The organism is Flavobacterium cerinum (assembly GCF_024496085.1).
GTDB classification, from domain to species: domain Bacteria; phylum Bacteroidota; class Bacteroidia; order Flavobacteriales; family Flavobacteriaceae; genus Flavobacterium; species Flavobacterium cerinum_A.
This window is the reverse complement of record NZ_CP101751.1, coordinates 3419572-3439025: the sequence shown is the minus strand read 5'-3', so window position 1 is coordinate 3439025 and position 19454 is coordinate 3419572. Positions and strand designations below refer to the sequence as shown.

Genomic DNA, 19454 nt, shown 5'->3' with positions numbered 1-19454 from the left:
TTAATATGACAATTCCAGCTCAATTTGACGCCAAGGCAGTAGAACAGAAATGGTATGACTACTGGATGAAAAACAATTATTTCCACTCGGAACCGGATCACAGAACGCCGTACACAATTGTAATTCCTCCACCAAACGTCACCGGGGTACTGCACATGGGGCACATGCTGAATAATACTATTCAGGATGTATTGATTCGTCGCGCTCGTTTGAGAGGATTCAACGCTTGTTGGGTTCCGGGTACGGATCATGCTTCCATCGCTACCGAGGCTAAAGTTGTAGCCAAATTAAAAGCAGAAGGGATCAATAAAAATGATCTTAGCCGTGATGAATTTTTAGAACATGCCTGGGAATGGACCAATAAATATGGTGGTGTAATCCTGGATCAGCTAAAAAAACTGGGGGCTTCCTGCGATTGGGAACGAACTAAATTTACAATGGATCCGGATATGTCCGCTTCAGTAATTCGTACGTTTGTCGATTTATATAATAAAGGATTGATTTATAGAGGTTACCGAATGGTAAACTGGGATCCGGAAGCAAAAACAACCTTGTCTGACGAAGAAGTAATTTACGAAGAACGTCAGGGGAAATTATATCATTTAAGATACCAGATTGAAGATAGTAATGAATATGTAACCATTGCGACAACACGTCCGGAAACTATTTTAGGTGATACCGCAATTTGTATCCATCCGGATGACGAACGTTATTTCCATCTTAAAGGGAAAAAAGTAATTGTTCCGATCTGTAATCGTGTAATCCCGATTATTTTTGATGAATATGTAGATATGGAATTCGGTACCGGTTGCCTGAAAGTAACACCGGCTCATGATGTTAACGATAAAGAACTGGGTGAAAAACATAATCTGGAAATCATCGATATCTTTAATGAAGATGCGACTTTAAACTCGTTCGGATTGCATTATGAAGGAAAAGACCGTTTTGTAGTTCGTGAAGAAATCGCCAAAGAATTAGAAACATTGGGTGCTATGGTAAAAATAGAAACCCACATAAATAAGGTAGGAACTTCCGAAAGAACAAAAGCGGTTATCGAACCGAGATTATCGGATCAATGGTTCCTGAAAATGACAGAATTGGTTAAACCGGCTATCAAAGCGGTATTGGAAACGGAAGAAGTAAAACTGTATCCGAACCGTTTTAATAATACCTACCGTCATTGGATGGAGAATATCCGTGATTGGAATATTTCACGTCAGCTATGGTGGGGACAACAAATCCCGGCGTACTATTACGGTGACGGAAAAGAAGATTTTGTTGTAGCCGAAAATAAAGCGGATGCATTGACTTTAGCCAAACAAAAATCAGGAAACCAAATATTAACGGAGAATGACCTGACTCAGGATGTGGATGCATTGGATACATGGTTCTCTTCCTGGTTATGGCCGATATCGGTTTTCGGAGGAATTATGGATCCCGAAAACCCGGAATATAAATATTATTATCCGACTAATGATTTAGTGACCGGACCGGACATCTTGTTTTTCTGGGTTGCCAGAATGATCATTGCAGGTTACGAGTATGCGGGAGAAAAACCGTTTACAAATGTATACCTGACCGGATTGGTACGTGATAACCAACGAAGAAAAATGTCTAAGTCGTTAGGGAATTCACCGGATCCGCTGGATTTGATCGAGAAATTCGGTGCCGACGGTGTTCGTGTTGGATTATTACTAAGTGCTTCGGCCGGAAATGATATCTTGTTTGACGAAGAATTATGTAATCAAGGGAAAGGTTTTACGAATAAAGTGTGGAATGCCTTCCGTTTGATTAAAGGATGGGAAGTGAGTGATATTGCACAACCCGATGCGGCTAAAGCAGCGATCGAATGGTATGAGGCAAAATTGCAAAAAACGCTTGCAGAAATTGAAGACCATTTCGAAAAATACAGAATTTCGGATGCTTTAATGGCAATTTATAAACTGGTATGGGATGACTTCTGTTCGTGGTTCCTGGAAATGATTAAACCGGGTTACCAACAACCAATCGATAAAATTACTTTTGAGAAAGCAATCGAGATGTTGGAAGCAAACCTGAAATTGTTGCATCCGTTTATGCCGTTTTTGACAGAGGAAATCTGGCAGCATATTACTGAGCGAACAGAAAAAGAAGCCTTGATCATTGCAGAATGGCCAAAAGCGAAAGCGTATGATGAAGCCTTGATTCAGGATTTTGATTTCGCAACGGAAGTAATTTCGGGTATTCGTACAATTCGTAAAGACAAAAATATTCCGTTTAGAGATGAAATTGCGCTTAAAGTAATCAATAATGAAAAAGCGACGACTTCTTTTGATGCGGTTATTCAGAAATTAGGAAATATCAGCACATTGGAGTATGTGACGGAAAAAGTTGACGGAGCATTATCGTATCGCGTAAAGTCAAACGAGTATTTTGTCCCGATCACCGGAAATATCAACGTAGAAGAAGAAATTGCTAAGTTGACAGAAGAGTTGAATTATACAAAAGGATTCCTGAAATCAGTTCAGGCTAAATTGTCTAATGAAAAATTCGTTGGTTCTGCACCGGAAAAAGTAGTGGCTATGGAACGTCAGAAAGAAGCCGATGCATTGGCAAAAATTGCTACAATCGAACAAAGTCTGATGAGTTTAAAATAAAAAACTTCTGATACTATAAAGTAAGGCTGTCTGTAATTAGGCAGCCTTTCTTGTATAAAATAAAAAAAGTAAATAGAAGAAGAAATAAAAAGACATCTTACTGCCATCTGGGAATGAATTTGTTAAGAGTATTGTTTATGTACTACTTCTGTTATATATTTATATAGTATTATATAGTTTTAAATAGTGATAAATATGAATACAAAGGAACATAAACTATACATGGATGAATTGAAAGCCTTGACGACAAAGCTTTTGGAATCAAAAGAAGCTTCAAAAAAAATCTATAAAGATGCCGGTATTCATACCAAGAGCGGAAACTTAACCAATCACTATACTTCTGATAAAATAGGTTATAAAACCTCCAAATCTAAAGATAAATAGTGTACTCGAGGAGAACTGGATTTGTGCTAGGTTTCCATGGCTGTGATAAAACGATAAGAAATAGAATTGTTTCAGACAAACAGTTTCTGATTAAAAAGAGCGAAAATGATTACGACCCGCTGCGCAAAGTCTCCCGACTTTGAGCAAAAACCTGTTCAAAGTCATAAATATAAGTTCCACAATTCTAGAAGATTATATTTAATAAGTTTTGCTATTGTAGATTGTCTTCAATAAAACTCATTATCTTTATACATGATGCCAAGAATCTAAATACATCTTATTAAATTTAAAAACCATGAAAAAAACACTATTCATTTGTTTCCTTTTGTTCAGTCTTTCCATTGTAAAAGCACAAACTATAGAATCGGGAAATCGTAGTACTACAGGTTATATAAAAAGTGACGGTACGATCGAAAACAGCAGTCGTTCTACGGTAGGTTACATTAAAAATGACGGCACAATTGAAGATAAAAGCCGAAGTACAATTGGTTATATCAAAAGCGATGGTACTATCGAAAACAAAAGCCGTTCTACTATAGGTTATGTAAAAAAAGATGGAACTGTAGAAAACAGCAGTCGCTCAACAATTGGTTATATCAAAGATGATGGAACCGTAGAAAACAGCAGTCGTTCAACAATTGGCTACGCAAGAGGAGTTAAAAAAGAATGGGCAGCCGTAGTTTTTTTCTTTTTTAAGCTAGATTGATTCGTTGCGACAATAATCTTTGTGTGGCATTTTTACTTTCCAACACTTTCTAAAAAGTTTTATAATACAACATCATTGATGAGTCGTAATTATAAGTTTCATAATCCTGAAGGGTTATATTTCATAAGTTTTGCGGGATATTTTAAAAGCTTAGTATTCAATAGATACCGTTTTTTTCTGAAAACTTTAAAATAAAAAACTTCTGATACTGTCAAGTAAGGCTGCCTAATTATAGACAGCCTTTTTTATTTATAAGTAATTTCTTTTTGTTAGTATTTATAAGTAAAAAGTAATTTTTGTGATATTTTACACAAATCACTATCTTTAAGAGAAATTATAGAAGTGGTAAAGCGGATCTGTTGTTATCATGTACTATTTTTTTGATGTACTGTTAAAAGATCTTGATATGAATAAATCAGTTGTAGTAATTATGACATTATTAACTTTTTGCGGCTCTTGTGGTAAAAATGAAGACCAGAATCCTCCCGAAACCGAAAATCGTTATACGATGCCGGAAGAAAGCGAAAAGCATGAAGGAACATGGCTTCAATGGCCACATCAATATCAATATGGAGTAGCCTATCGAAACAGTTTGGATCCTACCTGGATTGCAATGACTCAGGCGTTGGTGACCAGTGAAAAAGTGCATATTATAGCCTATAATGAAGCCGAAAAAAACAGAATCACCGGATTACTGAATTCTGCGGGTATTCCGCTTACTAATGTCGATTTTAAGATCTATAAAACCGATGACGTTTGGATAAGAGATAATGGTCCGATATATGTACGTGATAAAAATGGCAATTTAGTCATTCAGGATTGGGGCTTCAATGCATGGGGAGAAAAAATAGATGATCAATCTGGTGATCCGATTCAGTTTACAAACTGCAATAGCATTCCTTCAAAAATAGGTAAGGATCAAAATATAAAAGTTGTCGATATCAATTCTATTATGATAAACGAGGGTGGAAGTGTAGAAATTGACGGAAAAGGAACTTTAATGGCTTGTAAAAGTTCTATTTTGAACAATAATAGAAATCCGGGTATGACACAAGCTCAAGCGGAGGAACTATTTTCTAAATACCTTGGTGTAACAAATTTTATCTGGCTCGACGGACAAGCCGGATTAGAACTTACCGATCAACATATTGACGGTTTTGCGCGATTTGGAAATGCTTCGACGATCGTGACAATGAATACTGACGATTTACTTGACTTCGATGTAAAGCAAAGCGATATCAATAAATTGTTCAGTGCGAAAGACAAAAACGGGAATCCCTACACTTTTTTAAAAGTCCCCTTAACCTTACACAATGTCAAAAAAACGGATGGAACGGATTTAGGCTATAAAGGATCCTATATCAATTATTATATCGCAAATAATAAAATATTAGTTCCTAATTATAACGATCCGAATGACGCTGTGGCCAATGGAATAATACAAACACTATATCCTACAAGGACTGTCGTGGGTATAGATGTAAGAAATTTGTATGAAAACGGAGGGATGGTGCATTGTGTGACACAACAGCAACCCGCAAATTAAATAACCAATACCGGTTGTGGAGAAATAAAGAATAAAAAAAATAATGATATAAGGAACATTAAAAAAGTGGGCTTATGGTAAAACGCATACTGGAATATTTAAATCTGGAAAAAGAGGTAGATGACTTTGATAAAATTCACGAGAATATCGAAAAGGACGTTATTTTTAAAGGAACCAATCTCTGGATTCTGGTTTTTGCCATCTTCGTTGCGTCTATTGGTCTGAATATGAATTCAACGGCCGTGATTATCGGAGCGATGTTAATCTCACCGTTAATGGGACCGATAAACGGAATGGGATATAGTTTGGCCACCTATAATTTTCTGTTATTCCGGAAAGCATTTAAAAACTTTGGATTTGCCGTTATAGCCAGTTTAATTGCTTCGACTTTATATTTTACGATTAGTCCGGTTTCGACTGCGCATTCGGAGTTATTGGCCAGAACCAGTCCGACAATCTACGATGTATTGATTGCTTTATTCGGCGGATTGGCCGGAATTGTTGCAATGAGTAGCAAACAGAAAGGTAATGTAATTCCCGGAGTCGCTATTGCTACTGCGTTGATGCCGCCTTTATGTACTGCAGGATATGGTTTGGCAACGTTTAACCTGACTTATTTTTTCGGAGCGTTTTATCTTTTTACGATTAATACCGTGTTTATCGCACTTTCATCTGTTCTGGTCTCGCAATTGCTGAAATTTCCGATTCGGACACTGGTAAACGAAGAACAAAAGAAAAAAGTCAACCGTTGGGTATCGTTTGTAATTCTTATCACGATTATTCCGAGTATTTATTTCGGATATGTACTGGTTAAGAATGAACGGTTTACAACACAGGCGGAACAATTTGTAAAGAGTGTTAGTTTTTACGATGGGAATTACTTGTTGAAAAATGAAATCGATGCGAATAAAAGAAAAATAACCCTGATGTATGCCGGAAATGCATTAACAGATAAAACCAAAAAGAATATTCTGAATAAAGCGATTGATTTTCAAATTGATAGTTCCGGTGTTGCCATTCAGAAAGGATTGGCATTTGATGAAATCAATAATAATAATTTGTCTAAAGTGGAAAGTTTGCAAAGTGAACTCAATCGGATGCAGCTTTTATTAAAAGAAGGAAAACGCAAACAAGATAGTATCAATGCCAGAATAGAAATCGGAAAGCAATTACTGGCCGAAATAAAACCGCTTTATCCGGGAATAACTTCCTGTTCTTTTTCTGAAACGGCTATATTCGGTGGTGCGGAACCGGAGAAAACGGCGATTGTGACTTTTTCAGCGGAAAAAAATGCTTTAAAACCAAATGACAAAGAAAAAATTTCCGAATGGATTAAATCCCGGGTACAGAATGAAAAAACGAAAGTGTATTTTGAAAGTGAACATATAACGAAGAAGGAGCGCTAAAGTTTATCATTTATTTAGTATTTTCCTTTGTACCTTTGCAGCTGCTAAACTTCAAGATAACCAATGAAATTTCAGGTAGTTTCCGATTATAAGCCAATGGGCGATCAGCCACAGGCAATAGAAAAACTGAGTAACGGTATTACGAACGGCGAACAGTTTCAAACCCTGTTAGGTGTAACCGGATCCGGAAAAACGTTTACAGTAGCCAATGTGATTCAGGAAGTGCAAAGACCGACATTGGTTCTGGCACACAATAAAACACTGGCGGCACAGCTGTATTCGGAATTCAAACAATTCTTTCCGAACAATGCGGTGGAATATTTCGTGTCATATTACGACTATTATCAGCCGGAAGCCTTTATTCCGGTAACAGGAACCTATATCGAAAAGGATTTATCGATCAACGATGAATTGGAAAAAATGCGTTTAAGTACAACTTCTTCGCTTTTATCCGGTAGGAGAGATGTATTGGTTGTCGCCTCGGTATCGTGCCTGTACGGTATCGGTAACCCGGTGGAATTTCAGAAAAACGTCGTATCAATCGAACAAAATCAAACGATTTCGCGTACAAAGTTATTACACCGTTTAGTACAAAGTTTATATGCCCGGACGGAAGCGGAGTTTACACCCGGAACTTTCCGTATTAAGGGAGATACCGTTGAAGTATATCCGAGTTATGCTGATGATCCGTTCCGAATTCATTTCTTTGGCGATGAAATTGAAGAAATCGAAGCATTTGACCCTAAAACGGCATTGGTAATCGAAAAATATGATAAGTTAAATATTTACCCGGCTAATATGTTTGTGACATCTCCGGATGTATTACAAAATGCTATTTGGGAAATTCAACAGGATTTGGTAAAACAGGTCGACTATTTTAAAGAAATCGGTAAGCATCTTGAAGCAAAGCGTCTGGAAGAACGAACTAATTTTGATTTGGAAATGATCCGTGAATTGGGATATTGTTCCGGAATTGAAAATTATTCCCGTTATCTGGACGGAAGAGCACCGGGAACAAGACCGTTCTGTCTATTGGATTATTTTCCGGAAGATTTTCTTATGGTCGTCGATGAAAGTCACGTTACGATTTCTCAGGTACATGCCATGTATGGAGGTGACCGTTCGCGTAAGGAAAACTTAGTGGAATATGGTTTCCGTTTGCCGGCAGCGATGGATAACCGACCCCTTAAATTTGAAGAATTTGAAAGCCTGCAAAATCAGGTAATTTATGTTTCGGCCACACCGGCAGATTACGAATTACAAAAGTCGGAAGGAATCTATGTGGAACAGATTATCCGACCGACAGGTTTATTGGATCCTATTATTGAAGTACGTCCGAGTTTGAACCAGATTGATGATTTGATAGAAGAGATTCAGTTGCGTTGTGAAGCCGACGAAAGGGTTTTAGTAACGACGTTGACTAAACGTATGGCAGAAGAATTAACTAAATACCTGACCAAAGTATCCATTCGATGCCGATATATCCATTCTGAAGTCGATACATTGGAAAGGGTGGAGATTATGCAGGATTTGCGTAAAGGTCTGTTCGATGTTTTGATTGGAGTAAACTTGCTGCGGGAAGGATTGGATTTACCGGAAGTATCACTGGTCGCGATTTTAGATGCAGACAAAGAAGGTTTTCTTAGAAGTCATCGTTCGCTGACACAAACGGTGGGACGTGCTGCACGAAATATAAACGGTAAAGCGATTATGTATGCTGATAAAATCACCGATAGTATGCAAAAAACAATCGATGAGACGAATTACCGACGTGTAAAACAGATGAACTACAATGAGAAGAACAATATCGTCCCGAAAGCACTCAACAAAAAAATAGAAAGTGCGCTTACGAAAAATCAGGTAGGTTCTTATCAGTATGAAACAGCAGCGAAAATAGCGGCAGAGTCGGAAACAGCATATTTGTCGAAAACGGAGATTGAAAAAATAATCCGTGAAAAACGCAAGGCGATGGAAAAAGCAGCTAAAGATCTGGACTTTATGCAGGCCGCTAAATTACGTGACGAAATAAAAACACTACAAGAAAAAATATAAAAAAGGAGTTTTGAAGAACAGTTAATTATGCTGTTCTTCAAAAGCGCATATCAGATAAGACGGCTCAATCATCCGGTTGGGCGATTGCTCCATTGCTTTTAAGGTTTTGCGGATTCCCATAGGATTCAGTCCCATTTTGATTCCGATTTCATTAATTGCCGTGATTTCCCGTTCGTGTAAAACATTATCAATATGCATCAATAGTGCCAGACGATAAAATTGCATGATCCTTTGGTGCTCGTCTTTAATAGGGATAATTTCACTTCGCTTACTGAAAAGTTCAAGGAAAACCGGCTTTTCAATATTTAGTTCTTCGGCAACCAAAGCCAGAAAATCGTATTCATTATCGTGAAGCTCGCCATCTACAATGGCAAAAGCAATCATTTCAGATAAAAGGCTAATTCGTTCCTCGTAAGTATTCATTCGGATATTTTTTGCAAAAATAAATTAAAATCGGATTCAAAAAAGAGACCGTTGATTTTATGTATCTTTGAACGATAAATTTGGACTATGACAAATAATGATATTTTTAAGAAACTTCGGGTAGCATTACAATTACGCGATGATCAAATTGTAGAAATTTTAGAATTGGTTGATTTTAGAATTTCTAAAGGGGAAATCGGGAATTTTTTCAGAAATGCCGATCATCCGAAATATATGGAATGTGGCGATCAGGTGTTGCGTAACTTCCTTAACGGATTGGTTATTCATTTGAGAGGAACGAAAGAAGAACCGAAAAACCCGATGGAAGTATTGGGGCAAAATAAAGAGGCGCTGAAAACAGGAGTAAAGCCGGCGGCAAAGACACCTGTGAATAAGCCGAAAGCACCTCAAAAACCGGCAGCCAAAAAACCTTTTAAACCGAAAAAACAAGAACCGATAGTGGAGAAAATCCGTTATAAAAACGGAAAAAATAAGAATTCGTAAACTTTGATTGTATTTGATACGTTAGATTATCTGAAAACAGGAAATGCGCTTCAACAAAAAAGTTATGCTATTTTAACATCGCATCGTATTTTTGAAATTCTAGCTGATTTTGATCCGATTCTGGTCGGAACTATTCCAATTGATATAGCGATTGATTCCAGCGATCTGGACATTGGTTGTTATTGGCAAAACAAAGAATTGTTTATAGCAAAATTGATAGCTGATTTTTCCGGTTACAAAGATTTTTCATGGCAGGAATTGCAGATAGGAGGAGCTGAAACGATAGTCGCTAACTTTTTTGTCGAGGCTATTGAAATTGAAATCTTCGGACAAAACATACCTACCCGGGAGCAAAACGGTTACCGACACATGTTGATCGAGTACCGGTTATTGCAGGAAAGGGGAGAAGTGTTTCGGGAAGCGGTGATAGCTTTAAAAAAGAGCGGAATTAAAACCGAACCGGCCTTTGCTCAACTTTTAAATATTAAAGGCGATCCGTATTTAGGATTGTTGGAGTTATAAAGAAATAAAAAAGCCTGAGTTTTAACTCAGGCTTTATAATTATATAACGTTTTTTATCAATTATGATAAGGCAGCTTTAACTTGATCAGCAGCTTCCTGGAATTCTACAGCTGATAAGATTGGCATACCGGAATTGTCGATCAATTCTTTAGCAATTTCAGCGTTTGTTCCTTGTAAACGTACGATGATCGGCACATTGATAGTGTCTCCCATGTTTTTATAAGCATCTACAACACCTTGAGCAACACGGTCACAACGAACGATTCCTCCGAAGATATTGATTAAGATTGCTTTTACGTTCGGATCTTTTAAGATAATACGGAAAGCAGTTTCAACACGTTTTGCGTCAGCAGTTCCTCCTACGTCAAGGAAGTTTGCAGGCTCAAATCCGGCATGTTTGATTAAGTCCATAGTAGCCATAGCTAATCCGGCACCGTTAACCATACATCCTACGTTACCGTCAAGGTCAACATAGTTTAATCCTACTTCTTTCGCTTCTACTTCAATTGGATTTTCCTCACGGATATCACGCATTTCAGCATACGCTTTCTGACGGAATAATGCATTGTCATCTAAAACAACTTTAGCATCTACTGCTAAAATTTTATTGTCAGAAGTTTTTAAAACCGGGTTGATTTCGAATAGAGAAGCATCAGATCCAACATAAGCATCGTATAAAGCCGCTACGAATTTTACCATATCTTTAAAAGCATCACCTGATAAACCTAAGTTAAAAGCGATTCTTCTAGCCTGAAAACCTTGAAGTCCTACAGCAGGATCGATTTCTTCAGTAAAGATAAGATGAGGTGTTTTTTCAGCAACTTCTTCAATATCCATACCGCCTTCGGTAGAATACATGATCATGTTACGTCCTTTTCCTCTGTTTAATAAAACGGACATATAAAACTCTGAAGTTTCACTTTCACCAGGGTAGTAAACGTCTTCAGCAACCAATACTTTATGTACTTTTTTACCTTCCGGCGGAGTTTGTGGCGTAATTAAATCCATTCCGATGATTTGTTCTGAAATCTCTTTTACCTGATCCAGGTTTTTAGCTAACTTCACACCACCACCTTTTCCACGTCCACCGGCGTGAATTTGCGCTTTGATTACGTGCCAACCTGATCCGGTTTCAGCAGTTATTTGTTTTGCTTTTGCTACAGCTTCCTCGGCATTGTTAGCAACATAACCACGTTGTACTCTAACACCGTGACTCGCTAATATTTCTTTACCTTGATATTCGTGTAAATTCATAATTTGATACGTTTAGCTTTATTATAAAGTGCCACAAAAATAACAAACTTGATTTAAAGTGCCTAATTAAATTTAGATGAGTTTGCGATTATGGAATTAAAAATAAAGGTGTTTGATTGTTTTTTATTTTTTATAACCGAAATGAGGATGTCAAAACAGTTGTATAACAAAAAACGCTTTCCCAACGGAAAGCGTTTTGTATCGATTCGGATCACAGCAGATTATTTATCAATCGAGCCAAGAACCCGTTTCATAAAGCTGTTTAAGGCTTCTTTTTTATCGGTTCCTTCTTTTACCATTTTGTTTACTTCAAGCGCACCGTACATGTTGGAAATTAATTCTCCGATCACGTCCAGCTCCTCATCTTTTAAAGAGGGAACTTCGGTTAGTGCTTCCAGAACTTCAATGGTTTCGATGATATAGTCCTGATCGTTTTCTTCAATGAACTGTGTAAGTTGTTTGATTACAGGTAATTTCATGATTAGGCGATTTCGTTTACCAATTCAGTCAGCACTTCTGCCTTGTTGGTTTGCGACTGGTTAACCAATGCACCGTTTACGAAAGTAGCAAAAGTAGGCAGGTTGCTCACGTTAGCCAGCTTTCGGGATTCCGGAGAATTTTCAGCATCTACCAGTACAAATGTGATATTTTCTTTTTCAGAAGCCAGTTTTTTAAATTTAGGCTTCATAATACGGCAGTTTCCGCACCAGGAAGCAGAAAATTGCACTACTACTTTTTCGTTAGCATTCACTAACTCCTGTAGTTTATCTTCATTTAATTCAATTAACATAGCAATTTTTTTTTTGATTAGTTATTTAAGTAGTTAGCAACACCTTCACGAGTAGCGAACATTGCTTCTTTACCTTCTTCCCAGTTTGCAGGACAAACCTCACCTTTAGTTTGTACGTGCGTATAAGCATCGATTAAACGTAAGTACTCATTTACATTTCTACCTAATGGCATATCGTTTACACTTTCGTGGAAAATTTTTCCGGTTTCATCTACTAAATAAGTAGCACGGTAAGTTACGTTAGAACCTTCGATAATAACGGTATCCAATTCATCATTGTAGTTTGCAGTTTCGATATCTAAAATACCTAAGATGTTAGCAAGATTACGAGTTGTATCAGCTAAGATAGGGTAAGTAACACCTTCGATACCACCATTGTTTTTTGGTGTGTTTAACCAGGCAAAGTGTACTTCGTTTGTATCACAAGAAGCTCCGATTACAATAGTGTTTCTTTTTTCAAATTCAGGTAAAGCAGCTTGAAAGGCGTGTAATTCAGTCGGACAAACAAAAGTGAAATCTTTTGGATACCAAAATAATAATACTTTTTTGTTGTTTTTTGTAGCTTCTTCAAAAATGTTGATTTTTAAGTTATCACCCATTTCAGAAATAGCGTCGATTGCAATGCTTGGAAATTTTTTACCTACTAATGACATAATTTTTATGAATTTAAAGATTATTTTTTTTTGCAGTACAAAAGTAGCCAATTCAAACGGGATCGAACTATTAAGTTTGATTATTATTTTTTATTTTGATATAAGATATTTCTATATGTAAAAGAGTGTTACTTTATTTCCGACAGAGAAGTCAATTTATAAATTGGTTTTATATATTTGTTTTTATTAGCAGAAAAAAAAATTAATGTTTAATTTATTGTTAATAATCCTAAAATTAACCGATTACGCACAAAGATAATTTATGAGTTTTTCAAATTTATTTCGAAAAAAATCCGTTGAAGACATATTAAATCAGGTAAAACAGAATGCTGCTGATGGTCACGGAGCCTTAGGTAAGCATTTAACAACAAAGGACTTAACCGCATTTGGTATTGCAGCCATTGTTGGAGCCGGAATTTTTAGTACGATTGGAAAAGCCAGTTCCGACGGAGGTCCTGCCGTTATCTTTTTATTCCTGTTTACTGCTTTGGCCTGTGGATTTGCGGCTTTTGCTTATGCAGAATTTGCGTCAATGGTACCGGTTTCGGGAAGTGCTTATACCTATTCCTATGTCGCTTTTGGTGAATTAATCGCCTGGATTATCGGTTGGGCGTTAATTATGGAATATGCAATCGGAAATATTACCGTAGCAATTTCCTGGAGTGATTATTTTACCGGTTTGCTCGAAAGTGGCGGCATCCATTTGCCGCAATGGATACAAATGGATTACCTGACGGCTTCAAACGGATATGCTGAAGCTACGGCATTGATGCAAGGAGGGAAATCTTTTGAAAATCTGAGTGCGGCTTTACAGGCGGCACATACAGCATGGACAACTTCTCCTGTAATTGGTTCGTTTCACTTTGTTGCCGATCTTCCTGCTTTATTGATTATTATAATTATAACCTGGTTGGTGTACCGCGGAATGAAAGAATCCCGTAATGCGAGTAACGTAATGGTAGTAGTGAAATTGGCTATTATTTTATTGGTTATTGCTGTCGGTGTTTTTTATGTGGATACCGAAAACTGGAATCCGTTTGCGCCTAACGGAATTAACGGAGTTTTAAAAGGAGTATCGGCTGTTTTCTTTGCTTACATCGGTTTTGATGCGATTTCGACTACTGCGGAAGAGTGTAAAAATCCGCAGCGGGATTTACCGCGCGGCATGATGTGGGCCATTGTGATTTGTACGATACTATATATTGTAATTGCCTTGGTTTTAACCGGAATGGTGAACTATAAAGAATTAAATGTAGGAGATCCGTTAGCGTTTGTATTCGAGAAACTGGATCTGAAATGGCTATCGGGAATTATTGCGGTTAGTGCCGTAGTAGCCATGGCGAGTGTATTATTGGTTTTTCAGATGGGACAACCGCGTATCTGGATGAGTATGAGCCGTGACGGATTATTGCCGAAACGATTCTCAAAAGTGCACCCGAAATACAAAACACCTTCCTATGCAACTATTGTAACCGGTTTTGTAGTGGCGATTCCGGCATTATTCCTGAATCTGACTATGGTAACGGATTTATGTAGTATCGGGACTTTATTTGCTTTTGTATTAGTTTGTGCCGGAGTTTTGGTTTTACAGGATCGAAAAGATATTCCGAGAGGGAAATTTAAAACACCTTATATTAATGCGAAATACATTGCTCCGATATTAGTGGTAGCCGGGTTAACGTTTGCTTTTACCGTAAATAAAAAAGCAACAATGGACTTTATTACGAATGTACCGCAAATCAATGAACCGTCGGCTATTGTAACGGCTTTAACGAAAGAAGAAGCGACTAGTGTTTACAATCAGTTATTGCAGGGTGACAAGGCGCATATCGCAAAAGAAACACAGGATTTAGAGCATATTTTAAGTAATTATAAAGAAGAAGATGCCGATAATTATGCAGCGATGGTATCGGCTTTACCAATTAAAGACTCGGTAAAGTACGAAAGTGGCTTAGCGTTGTTTCAGCATAAAATCCCGATGTGGATCTTCTTTATCGTATTGATCGGATTAACGGTTTGGGCGTATAGAAAAAATCTGTCATTGATCCCGCTTTTAGGTTTGGTTTGTTGTTTGTATATGATGGCGGAACTAAGTGTGTGGAACTGGATTTATTTCTCGATTTGGCTTTTAATCGGACTTGCGATTTATTTCGGATACAGTCAGAAAAACAGTAAACTGAATTATAATAAAATTGTAGCAAAACTAAACGATTAAGGACTTTCCCTGATAAAAGATAAATAACACACTAAACAACAGCATGAGATTAGTAGTAGATAGTGGCTCTACAAAAGCCGACTGGATTGCTCTGGATGATAACGGCAGCATACAGTTTACAGCAACAACTTTGGGATTGAATCCGGAAGTATTGGAAAAAAAAGAAGTGTTGGAGCGAATTGCAGAACGTTTTGATATTGCTCATAATAAAGACAAGGTAACCCATTTGTTTTTTTACGGAGCAGGTTGCGGAACAGATCGAATGAAGAATTTCCTGTCGGATGTTTTCCGGGAGTATTTTTCAAATGCTGAAGTGGTGGTTCATGAAGATACTTATGCGGCGGTTTATGCCACAACACCGCGAGGAGAAGAAGCAATCGTGTGTATTCTGGGAACAGGATCGAATTGTAGTTATTTTGACGGAAAAGAATTGCATCAGAAAGTACAGTCACTGGGCTATATAGCAATGGATGATTGCAGCGGAAATCAATTCGGGCGCCATTTGATTCGGGCGTATTATTTCGGAACGATGCCGGAAGAACTGGCAAAACAATTTGAACAGGAGTATGATTTAGATCCGGATGCGATTAAACATAACTTTTATAAAGTTCCGAATCCGAATGCTTATCTGGCAACATTCGCTAAATTCCTGATTCAGCATAAAGACCATCCGTTTATTCATGAAATTGTAGTAAAAGACATGCAGTTTTTTGTAGATCATTATATCAAACAGTACGATAATTGTACCGAAATACCGGTGCATTTTATCGGATCGATAGCTTATTATTTAAAAGATAAACTCGATGTTATTTTGTCTGAAAACGGACTGAAATTGGGAAATGTATATCGCAAACCAATCGACGGATTAATTAATTATCACACAGTATAAAATGGAGATAGCAGTAATTGCTCATGATGGTATGAAAGCCGATCTGGTTCAGTTTTTAAACGAACACAAAGCCTTTTTAAAGTCGGAAGGAATTTCGCTTGTCGCAACCGGAACAACCGGAAGCAAAGCTGAAAATGCAGGATTTAAGGTTATAAAAATGTTATCCGGTCCTTTAGGAGGTGATGCTCAGATAGCAGCGCGTGTAGCGGAAGGGAAATGTAATATGGTTTTGTTTTTTAAAGATCCTTTAGCAAAACACCCTCATGAACCGGATATTAACATGCTCATGAGGGTGTGTGATGTTCATAATGTGCCGTTAGCAACGAATCAGGCTACGGCCGAATTATTGATAAAGGCTATTTCTCAGCTATCATAGAGATTTCCACATTAACGTTTTTTGGCAAACAAGCCACTTGAACCGTTTCGCGTGCCGGAGCGGTTTTTTCGTTAAAATAAGCACCGTAAACACCGTTTATTTTAGCAAAATCATTCATGTCGCTGATGAAAATAGTCGTTTTAACCACGTTTTCAAATGTCATATCAGCAGCTTCTAATACGGCTTTCATGTTTTCCATTACCTGCTTGGTTTCTACTTCGATTGAAGAAGTAATCAATTCGCCGGTTTGCGGATCCAGTGCAATTTGACCGGAAGTGTATAAAGTACGGTCGTTTACTAATACTGCCTGATTATAAGGTCCGATCGGAGCCGGAGCTTTATCCGTAAAAATTATCTTTTTCATACTATATAGTAGAGTTTAAATTATGTGACTATCGTAAACGACGATCCGGAAGACTACGTTTATCCCATTTGATATCGCTTAAGACAGAAGAACGGATTCCGATAAAGAAGCCCCAATAGGAGTAGGTTCCAAACGGTACCCAGTTAAAACTCATTCTCCAGCTTAAAAGGTCTCTTTCAAAACGGAACTGGGTAAATGTAACGCCCTTACGAACAAAATCATATCCGGTAGAAACCCCGACTTTCCATTGTGGTGTTAAATCGATATTTCCGGATACCATCAGGGAATTGGTTACAATTTGATTTTCACGAGTAGCATTTCCGTAGGTCAGGGAATAGGCAAATTGCAAATCCCATGGTAAATCAAGTTGGTAAAAGCCTTTAAATTTGTCTTTTCCGTCATCGTCTTTCTCTTTAAACAGACTTTGTCGGTTATCGCTAAGGTCAGTTGAACGACCGAATAAATCATCTCCGCGACCACCATTCATTACATTTTGATCATTCGCCTTGGAATCTTTGTCTGAAGTAGGTCCGAAATCACTACTGGATAAACTGTAATTGATGGTAATATTGGCACTTGTCATACGGAATAAGCTACCGCCGTTATCAATATTAAAAGTATTGATTTTTCTTCCGGCATTATCAATTGCATAAAGATCCAGTGTAGTACCGAAGTTAACATTCATTTTATTGTTAAAGAACTGAGTTCCTCCGGAAACCATTATCGGAGCCCAGGCTAATGAATCGGCCGCCATATTATAACTTGTACCAAAGTTCAGGTTGTTTAACAGCATTACTTTTTTAGCTTCTGTTTTGGTTTCGTCTTTGTCGCGTACTTTGGCTTCGAAGGTGTTACTTAGAGTAAAACCAACATTGTTTGCTATGTTCCTTGTCGGTGCTCCGAAAACACCGTTTTCAAAACGGGAATAATCAGCACGTGTCGCACCCGTAGCATCAAGAGCATAGGTATCGTAATATTTGTCAAAACTAGGGGTGTAGGAGTACGTTACACTTGGTCGCATTACGTGTCGGATGGCCTGAATTTTTTTATCATCTCCGAAATTAAATGTACCGTAAATGGTTGTTCCGATATTGGAAGAGAAATTATAGGTACGGTAAGCGTCAAAACCGTTAACATCGTTAGTGACTACTTTATTTTGAGAAGCGTCAAATTCTTTATCAATTGTTTTTAATTGCCACACTTCGGTATAGTTCGTTCCGGCAGTTACACTGAAATATTTAAATACTTTGAAGTTCGTACTGATCGGAATGGTATGTTGAAAACCGGTTTTGGCATCATTAAACATTTTGGAAGTAAAAAACAGGGAATCAGTAGTGTGAATCTTGTTTTCGGCTCTCAGGTTATACTGTAAGTTGATGTTTTTAAAAATTCCTTTTTTAAGTTCGTCTCTTTTGGCAAACGGGAAAATACGGTCAACACTCGCCTGGAAAGTGGGAAGTGTCATGTCAATCGCTTGCGTATTGGTATTTTGAGAATGCGTTGCCGTAACCGAAAAATTAACCTGCGGAATAGTTTGCAGGGTTTGCGAATAGGATACGGATGAACTCATGTTGTTGTTCAGTGAAGAACCCACATTAAGCATGTTCAATGTGTTTCGGAAATATTGGCTACTACCCATATTAACGGAAGCCGAGAAGCGGGAATTCGGACTGGCTTTAGCATCTTGTGTATGCGACCATTGAATATTGTATTCGCGCCTCTTACTATAATCCGGGAAGCCTCTTTCACTTTGAATCTGATTTTCAAAACGGATATTAACACGACCGTTAAAAGCATAACGTTTGGCATAGCTGCTTTCAAAACGAAGCGCATAACTTCCGTTGGTATAATAATCACCTAAAACGGCAAGATCATAATAATCGCTTAATGCAAAGTAATAACCACCGTTCTGAAGGAAATAACCCCGGTTCTGAGTGTCTCCGAATGAAGGGATTATAAAACCGGATGCTGCCCGTTCACTCATCGGGAAATAACCGAAAGGCAATCCAAGCGGTGTCGGAACATCGGCAATAACCATATTGGTCAGACCGACTACTACTTTTTTTCCGGGAACAAATTTGATTTTACGAGCCAGGAAATAATATTCCGGATCGTCGATATTTTTTGAGGTAGTAAAACGGGCATTCTTCATAAAATACACCGAATCGTTTTCTCTTTTGGAAATTTCCGCTTTGATTCGGAAATCACTTTGTTCGGTTCTGGAATTCCAGACTTTTGCTTTTTTGGTCTTAAAGTTAAAACGCATAGAATCGGGTTCTACTACATTTTGCCCTTGCTTAAAATAAGGAAATTGCGTGTAATTACCCAGGCTATCTTTAATCCTTCCGGCATAAACTTCGTCTTTTTCGTAGTCTAAAACGATAATTCCGGACTTTAATTCGATATCTTTATAGTATAATTCGGCTTCGTTATATAAAGTCAGCTGTTTCTTTTTCTGATCTATTTTTTCGTAGTCTTTTGCTTTACGCTTAACAATACCGTCTATGGAAGACTTCTTTTTTTTGACAGTATCATTTTTGGTTTCGTTCGTTAAGTTTTTAACGCTTTCCGGGTTTAAATGAAGACTATCTTTCTGTTTTTCAGTGGGTATCTTTTTAGTTGGGACTTTGTTTTCCTGAGAATAGATTTCATGTTTTCCTACGAGAAGAAAAAATGACAATAAAACGATATGAAATAAGTTTGTACGCAAAGGTTTTAATACTATTTTTGTAAA

18 protein-coding genes are annotated in these 19454 nt (G+C 37.6%); 11 read left to right on the top strand and 7 right to left on the bottom strand.

Annotation, left to right across the window (positions count from 1 at the left end):
* Window positions 1-5 precede the first annotated feature (5 nt).
* The 6 genes from NOX80_RS15460 (at window position 6) to uvrB (ending at window position 8730) form a co-directional block, all read left to right on the top strand.
* Window positions 6-2636 carry a valine--tRNA ligase gene (locus NOX80_RS15460; protein ID WP_256550702.1) on the top strand — a complete coding sequence of 877 codons (2631 nt, stop codon included), beginning with the start codon at window positions 6-8 and terminating at the stop codon, window positions 2634-2636.
* Window positions 2637-2831: 195 nt separating this feature from the next.
* Complete coding sequence (locus tag NOX80_RS15455) at window positions 2832-3020, top strand: hypothetical protein (RefSeq protein ID WP_256550699.1); 189 nt, start codon at window positions 2832-2834, stop codon at window positions 3018-3020.
* 295 nt (window positions 3021-3315) lie between these two features.
* Window positions 3316-3726 (top strand): 5-fold beta-flower protein, encoded by a 411-nt coding sequence (locus tag NOX80_RS15450; RefSeq protein WP_256550698.1) that lies wholly within the window; start codon window positions 3316-3318, stop codon window positions 3724-3726.
* A 406-nt stretch (window positions 3727-4132) separates the two neighbouring features.
* Complete coding sequence (locus NOX80_RS15445) at window positions 4133-5272, top strand: agmatine deiminase family protein (protein WP_256550697.1); 1140 nt, start codon at window positions 4133-4135, stop codon at window positions 5270-5272.
* 74 nt (window positions 5273-5346) lie between these two features.
* Window positions 5347-6678, top strand: a complete 1332-nt coding sequence (locus tag NOX80_RS15440; RefSeq protein ID WP_256550696.1) for a DUF389 domain-containing protein — start codon at window positions 5347-5349, stop codon at window positions 6676-6678.
* A gap of 63 nt (window positions 6679-6741) precedes the next feature.
* Window positions 6742-8730: an excinuclease ABC subunit UvrB gene (gene uvrB / locus NOX80_RS15435; protein ID WP_256550695.1), complete on the top strand. Its 1989-nt coding sequence runs from the start codon at window positions 6742-6744 to the stop codon at window positions 8728-8730.
* Window positions 8731-8751: 21 nt separating this feature from the next.
* Here the strand turns inward: uvrB and NOX80_RS15430 are convergent, their stop codons facing one another.
* Window positions 8752-9159 (bottom strand): TerB family tellurite resistance protein, encoded by a 408-nt coding sequence (locus NOX80_RS15430; RefSeq protein WP_371926093.1) that lies wholly within the window; start codon window positions 9157-9159, stop codon window positions 8752-8754.
* Window positions 9160-9240: 81 nt separating this feature from the next.
* Here NOX80_RS15430 and NOX80_RS15425 point away from each other — a divergent pair, with 81 nt between their 5' ends.
* On the top strand, window positions 9241-9657 hold the full coding sequence (locus NOX80_RS15425; protein ID WP_256550694.1) for a DUF1456 family protein: 417 nt from the start codon (window positions 9241-9243) through the stop codon (window positions 9655-9657).
* 3 nt (window positions 9658-9660) lie between these two features.
* Window positions 9661-10179 (top strand): DUF4269 domain-containing protein, encoded by a 519-nt coding sequence (locus NOX80_RS15420; protein ID WP_256550693.1) that lies wholly within the window; start codon window positions 9661-9663, stop codon window positions 10177-10179.
* A gap of 60 nt (window positions 10180-10239) precedes the next feature.
* Here NOX80_RS15420 and sucC read toward each other — a convergent pair whose 3' ends face one another.
* The 4 genes from sucC to NOX80_RS15400 all read right to left on the bottom strand — a co-directional run bounded on the left by sucC (window position 10240) and on the right by NOX80_RS15400 (window position 12876).
* Window positions 10240-11433, bottom strand: a complete 1194-nt coding sequence (gene sucC, locus NOX80_RS15415; RefSeq protein WP_256550692.1) for an ADP-forming succinate--CoA ligase subunit beta — start codon at window positions 11431-11433, stop codon at window positions 10240-10242.
* A gap of 221 nt (window positions 11434-11654) precedes the next feature.
* A complete protein-coding gene (locus tag NOX80_RS15410; protein WP_256550691.1) occupies window positions 11655-11912 on the bottom strand; it encodes a DUF6952 family protein in 258 nt (85 codons plus the stop codon).
* A gap of 2 nt (window positions 11913-11914) precedes the next feature.
* Window positions 11915-12223 carry a thioredoxin family protein gene (locus NOX80_RS15405; protein WP_256550690.1) on the bottom strand — a complete coding sequence of 103 codons (309 nt, stop codon included), beginning with the start codon at window positions 12221-12223 and terminating at the stop codon, window positions 11915-11917.
* A 17-nt stretch (window positions 12224-12240) separates the two neighbouring features.
* Complete coding sequence (locus tag NOX80_RS15400) at window positions 12241-12876, bottom strand: peroxiredoxin (protein ID WP_256550689.1); 636 nt, start codon at window positions 12874-12876, stop codon at window positions 12241-12243.
* 262 nt (window positions 12877-13138) lie between these two features.
* Between NOX80_RS15400 and NOX80_RS15395 the strand changes: the two genes are divergently transcribed.
* From NOX80_RS15395 to NOX80_RS15385, 3 genes are read left to right on the top strand one after another with little or no spacing between them, the layout of a single operon-like run.
* A complete protein-coding gene (locus tag NOX80_RS15395) occupies window positions 13139-15091 on the top strand; it encodes an amino acid permease (RefSeq protein ID WP_256550688.1) in 1953 nt (650 codons plus the stop codon).
* A 43-nt stretch (window positions 15092-15134) separates the two neighbouring features.
* Window positions 15135-15980, top strand: a complete 846-nt coding sequence (locus NOX80_RS15390) for a BadF/BadG/BcrA/BcrD ATPase family protein (RefSeq protein ID WP_256550687.1) — start codon at window positions 15135-15137, stop codon at window positions 15978-15980.
* 1 nt (window position 15981) lies between these two features.
* The gene (locus NOX80_RS15385; protein WP_256550685.1) at window positions 15982-16356 is read left to right on the top strand and encodes a methylglyoxal synthase; all 375 of its coding nucleotides are present in this window, start codon (window positions 15982-15984) and stop codon (window positions 16354-16356) included.
* Here the strand turns inward: NOX80_RS15385 and NOX80_RS15380 are convergent.
* Window positions 16337-16720 carry a RidA family protein gene (locus tag NOX80_RS15380; RefSeq protein WP_256550684.1) on the bottom strand — a complete coding sequence of 128 codons (384 nt, stop codon included), beginning with the start codon at window positions 16718-16720 and terminating at the stop codon, window positions 16337-16339. The genes NOX80_RS15385 and NOX80_RS15380 overlap by 20 nt on opposite strands.
* A 28-nt stretch (window positions 16721-16748) precedes the next feature.
* Complete coding sequence (locus tag NOX80_RS15375; RefSeq protein WP_256550683.1) at window positions 16749-19430, bottom strand: putative LPS assembly protein LptD; 2682 nt, start codon at window positions 19428-19430, stop codon at window positions 16749-16751.
* Window positions 19431-19454: the final 24 nt, after the last annotated feature.

What these genes read in the sequence shown, in the direction of transcription:
- NOX80_RS15460 (WP_256550702.1), top strand. Translation starts at nt 6, where the DNA reads ATGACAATTCCAGCTCAATTTGACGCCAAGGCAGTAGAACAGAAATGG.
- NOX80_RS15455 (WP_256550699.1), top strand. Translation starts at nt 2,832, where the DNA reads ATGAATACAAAGGAACATAAACTATACATGGATGAATTGAAAGCCTTG.
- NOX80_RS15450 (WP_256550698.1), top strand. Translation starts at nt 3,316, where the DNA reads ATGAAAAAAACACTATTCATTTGTTTCCTTTTGTTCAGTCTTTCCATT.
- NOX80_RS15445 (WP_256550697.1), top strand. Translation starts at nt 4,133, where the DNA reads ATGAATAAATCAGTTGTAGTAATTATGACATTATTAACTTTTTGCGGC.
- NOX80_RS15440 (WP_256550696.1), top strand. Translation starts at nt 5,347, where the DNA reads ATGGTAAAACGCATACTGGAATATTTAAATCTGGAAAAAGAGGTAGAT.
- uvrB (WP_256550695.1), top strand. Translation starts at nt 6,742, where the DNA reads ATGAAATTTCAGGTAGTTTCCGATTATAAGCCAATGGGCGATCAGCCA.
- NOX80_RS15425 (WP_256550694.1), top strand. Translation starts at nt 9,241, where the DNA reads ATGACAAATAATGATATTTTTAAGAAACTTCGGGTAGCATTACAATTA.
- sucC (WP_256550692.1), bottom strand. Translation starts at nt 11,433, where the DNA reads ATGAATTTACACGAATATCAAGGTAAAGAAATATTAGCGAGTCACGGT.
- NOX80_RS15410 (WP_256550691.1), bottom strand. Translation starts at nt 11,912, where the DNA reads ATGAAATTACCTGTAATCAAACAACTTACACAGTTCATTGAAGAAAAC.
- NOX80_RS15405 (WP_256550690.1), bottom strand. Translation starts at nt 12,223, where the DNA reads ATGTTAATTGAATTAAATGAAGATAAACTACAGGAGTTAGTGAATGCT.
- NOX80_RS15400 (WP_256550689.1), bottom strand. Translation starts at nt 12,876, where the DNA reads ATGTCATTAGTAGGTAAAAAATTTCCAAGCATTGCAATCGACGCTATT.
- NOX80_RS15395 (WP_256550688.1), top strand. Translation starts at nt 13,139, where the DNA reads ATGAGTTTTTCAAATTTATTTCGAAAAAAATCCGTTGAAGACATATTA.
- NOX80_RS15390 (WP_256550687.1), top strand. Translation starts at nt 15,135, where the DNA reads ATGAGATTAGTAGTAGATAGTGGCTCTACAAAAGCCGACTGGATTGCT.
- NOX80_RS15385 (WP_256550685.1), top strand. Translation starts at nt 15,982, where the DNA reads ATGGAGATAGCAGTAATTGCTCATGATGGTATGAAAGCCGATCTGGTT.
- NOX80_RS15380 (WP_256550684.1), bottom strand. Translation starts at nt 16,720, where the DNA reads ATGAAAAAGATAATTTTTACGGATAAAGCTCCGGCTCCGATCGGACCT.